Source organism: Sulfitobacter sp. HI0129, from assembly GCF_001635395.1.
In the GTDB taxonomy this organism is placed as follows: domain Bacteria; phylum Pseudomonadota; class Alphaproteobacteria; order Rhodobacterales; family Rhodobacteraceae; genus Sulfitobacter.
Window position 1 is genome coordinate 1 of the sequence record NZ_LWGH01000837.1, and the last position, 3011, is coordinate 3011.

Below are 3011 nucleotides of genomic sequence, written 5' to 3' on the forward strand. Positions count from 1 at the left end.
ATCCTGATATGAAGGTGTCGGAAGCCGCGCGGATATTGTCCCAGAAACGGATCGGTACGCTGGTGATCTCGTCGGATGGCAAGACGCCTGATGGCATTCTTTCGGAACGCGATATCGTCACCGCGCTGGGGCGCAAGGGCGGGGGCTGCCTGAACGACAAGGTCTCCGACTTGATGACCCGCGATGTGGTGACCTGCAGCCGCGACGATCGGGCCGACCAGATCCTGCAGACGATGACCGACGGACGCTTTCGCCACATGCCGGTGCTGGAGAACGGATCGCTCGTGGGGCTGATCTCTCTCGGGGATGTGGTGAAGGCCCGGCTGATGGAACTTTCCATGGAAAAAGATGCCCTTCAGGGGATGATCATGGGTCACTGACGGGCCATTCGGGTTGCGCCCCGCGGCCCGACATGATCCTCTGCCGCTGAGCCGAAACCAAGTCAGGATCCTCTCATGCGTGTTGGTCTTTATCCCGGTACTTTCGACCCCATCACGCTGGGCCATATCGACATCATAAGGCGCGCCACGCGTCTGGTCGACAAGCTGGTGATCGGCGTGGCCATCAACCGCGACAAGGGCCCGCTTTTCACGCTGGAAGAACGGGTGAGCATGATCGAGGCGGAATGTACCGACCTCGCAGCGCAGACCGGCGTCGAGATCGTGGTGCATCCCTTCGAGAACCTGTTGATCGACTGCGCGCGCGACGTGGGCGCGCAATCCATCATACGGGGGCTGCGCGCCGTTGCGGACTTCGAGTACGAATACCAGATGGTCGGCATGAACCGGCAGCTCGACGACAGTATCGAGACCGTGTTCCTCATGGCCGAGGCGACGCATCAGGCCATCGCGAGCAAGCTGGTGAAGGAGATCGCGCGGCTGAAAGGCGATGTCAGCAAGTTCGTGACGCCGCGGGTCAATACGGAACTGCGGGAGCGCTTTCCGATCTGACGGGACGTGTCAGCGCCAGAAGGCCATCCATTCGATCAGTTCGAACATCTTCTTGCCCAGAAACACCAGGTGATCCGACCCATAGAGCGCCACGTCCACCGCGAGCGCCGAGAGCAGCAATGCGGCAAGGACGAGGGCGAGGGTGTTGGTCATCGGCACGGGCTCCGGCAGCGGTTTCCCCGATATGACAGGGCACCGCTGCCGGTGCAAGTTCAGCCGAGCTGCCCCATGGCAACGGCCACATCGGCCATCCGTACGGAGAAGGCCCATTCGTTGTCGTACCAGCCCAACACGCGCACCGTGCGACCGGCCACCACGATCGTCTGGTCGGGGGCGAAGATGCAGCTTTCTTCGGTGTGGTTGAAATCGACCGAGACCTTCTTTTCCGGGTCATAGGCGAGCACGCCTTTCATCGACCCTTCGGCGGCGGCCTTGGCGGCGGCGTTGACCTCTTCGACCGTTACGTCGCGGGACGCGGTAAAGGTAAGGTCCACCGCCGAGACGTTGGGCGTGGGCACCCGCATCGCCGTCCCGTCGAGCTTGCCCTTCAGCGCGGGCAGCACTTCGCCCAGGGCCTTGGCCGCCCCGGTGGAGGTGGGGATGATCGCCATGGCGGCCGCGCGCGCGCGGTAGAGATCGCTGTGCCGCCGGTCCAGCGTCGGCTGGTCGCCGGTGTAGCTGTGGATCGTGGTCATCAGGCCGCTTTCGATGCCGATGGCTTCATGCATCACCTTCGCCAGCGGGGCGAGGCAGTTCGTCGTGCAGGACCCGTTGGAGATCATCCGGTCGGAGGCCTGAAGCGTGTCGTGGTTTACGCCATAGACGACCGTGCGGTCCACGTTCTTGCCGGGGGCCGAGAGCAGCACCCGCTTCGCGCCCTGTTCGAGATGCACATTGGCCTTGTTGCCGTCGTTGAACTTGCCCGTGCATTCGAGCACCACGTCGCAGCCTGTCCAGTCCAGCTCCTCGAGGTTGTAGCTCGACATCACCTCGATGTCGTTGCGCCCGAGGTTCATGTAGCCATCGTCGATGGTGATCTCTCCGGGGAAGCGGCCATGGACGGAATCGTAGCGGATCAGATGGGCGGCGGTCTCCAGCGGGCCGGTGGCGTTCAGCTTGACCACTTCGATGTCGTCGCGTCCCGAGGCGGAGATATGGCTGAGCGTGCAGCGGCCGATGCGGCCAAAGCCGTTGATACCCACTTTGATGGTCATGCGATTTTCCTTAGGTCTGGAGCGTTTTGCCCGCTCTATATCGACAGGGCCGCGCGGGGTTAAAGGGGCAATCCGGCGCTATTCCGGCATGTTAGCGATAAAGCGCTGTGTTAGCGATATCGGTCCCGGGGGTTTGCCATGTGCCGGGGCAATGCTAGCTGTTGCGGACCAAGAAGGAGATCGAGCGATGAGTGGCCTGCTGGCACTGGTGGATGATGTGGCGGCAATCGCCAAGGTTGCGGCGGCCTCCGTCGATGATGTGATCGGGCAGGCGGCCAAGGCCAGCGCCAAGGCGGCGGGGGCCGTGATCGACGATGCGGCGGTGACGCCGAAATACGTGCATGGCTTCGCCGCCGAGCGCGAACTGCCGATCATCTGGCGGATTACCAAGGGCAGCCTGAAGAACAAGCTTCTCTATCTGTTGCCCGCGGGGCTTGCCCTGTCGAACTTCGCGCCCTGGCTCATTCCGCCGCTGCTGATGCTGGGCGGGGCCTATCTGTGCTTCGAGGGGGCCGAAAAGGTCGCCCATGCCATCGGGCTGAGCGACGGGCATACCGATTACGACAAGAAGGAAAAGGTCATCGAGGATCCCGCCCATCTGGAAGAGCAGAAGGCGCGCGGAGCCATCAAGACCGACTTCATCCTGTCGGCGGAGATCATGACGATCGCGCTGGCGGCGATCCCTGAATCGTCCTTCTGGATGGAAGCGGCGACGCTGGCGGCGGTAGCGGTCCTGATCACCGTCGTCGTCTATGGGTCGGTGGCGCTGATCGTGAAGATGGATGACGTGGGCCTCGCCATGGCGGAGCGGGGCAGCCTGGGCTTTACCCGCGCCATTGGCCGGGGG

5 protein-coding genes are annotated in these 3011 nt (G+C 63.1%); 3 read left to right on the forward strand and 2 right to left on the reverse strand.

Annotated elements, in window-relative coordinates:
- Together A3764_RS19705 and coaD are read left to right on the forward strand one after the other, a co-directional pair.
- Positions 1 to 380, forward strand: a 380-nt coding sequence (locus A3764_RS19705; RefSeq protein ID WP_067952001.1) for a CBS domain-containing protein, incomplete at its 5' end; no start/stop codon positions are given.
- 75 nt (positions 381 to 455) lie between these two features.
- Positions 456 to 950, forward strand: a complete 495-nt coding sequence (coaD, locus tag A3764_RS19710; RefSeq protein ID WP_067922254.1) for a pantetheine-phosphate adenylyltransferase — start codon at positions 456 to 458, stop codon at positions 948 to 950.
- A gap of 9 nt (positions 951 to 959) precedes the next feature.
- Here coaD and A3764_RS25730 read toward each other — a convergent pair whose 3' ends face one another.
- The gene (locus A3764_RS25730) at positions 960 to 1103 is read right to left on the reverse strand and encodes a hypothetical protein (protein WP_201722112.1); all 144 of its coding nucleotides are present in this window, start codon (positions 1101 to 1103) and stop codon (positions 960 to 962) included.
- Between the two features lie 59 nt (positions 1104 to 1162).
- Positions 1163 to 2164: a type I glyceraldehyde-3-phosphate dehydrogenase gene (gene gap / locus A3764_RS19715; protein ID WP_067922257.1), complete on the reverse strand. Its 1002-nt coding sequence runs from the start codon at positions 2162 to 2164 to the stop codon at positions 1163 to 1165.
- Positions 2165 to 2351: 187 nt separating this feature from the next.
- Here gap and A3764_RS19720 point away from each other — a divergent pair.
- A partial coding sequence (locus tag A3764_RS19720; RefSeq protein ID WP_067952002.1) for a DUF808 family protein occupies positions 2352 to 3011 on the forward strand: 660 nt, incomplete at its 3' end.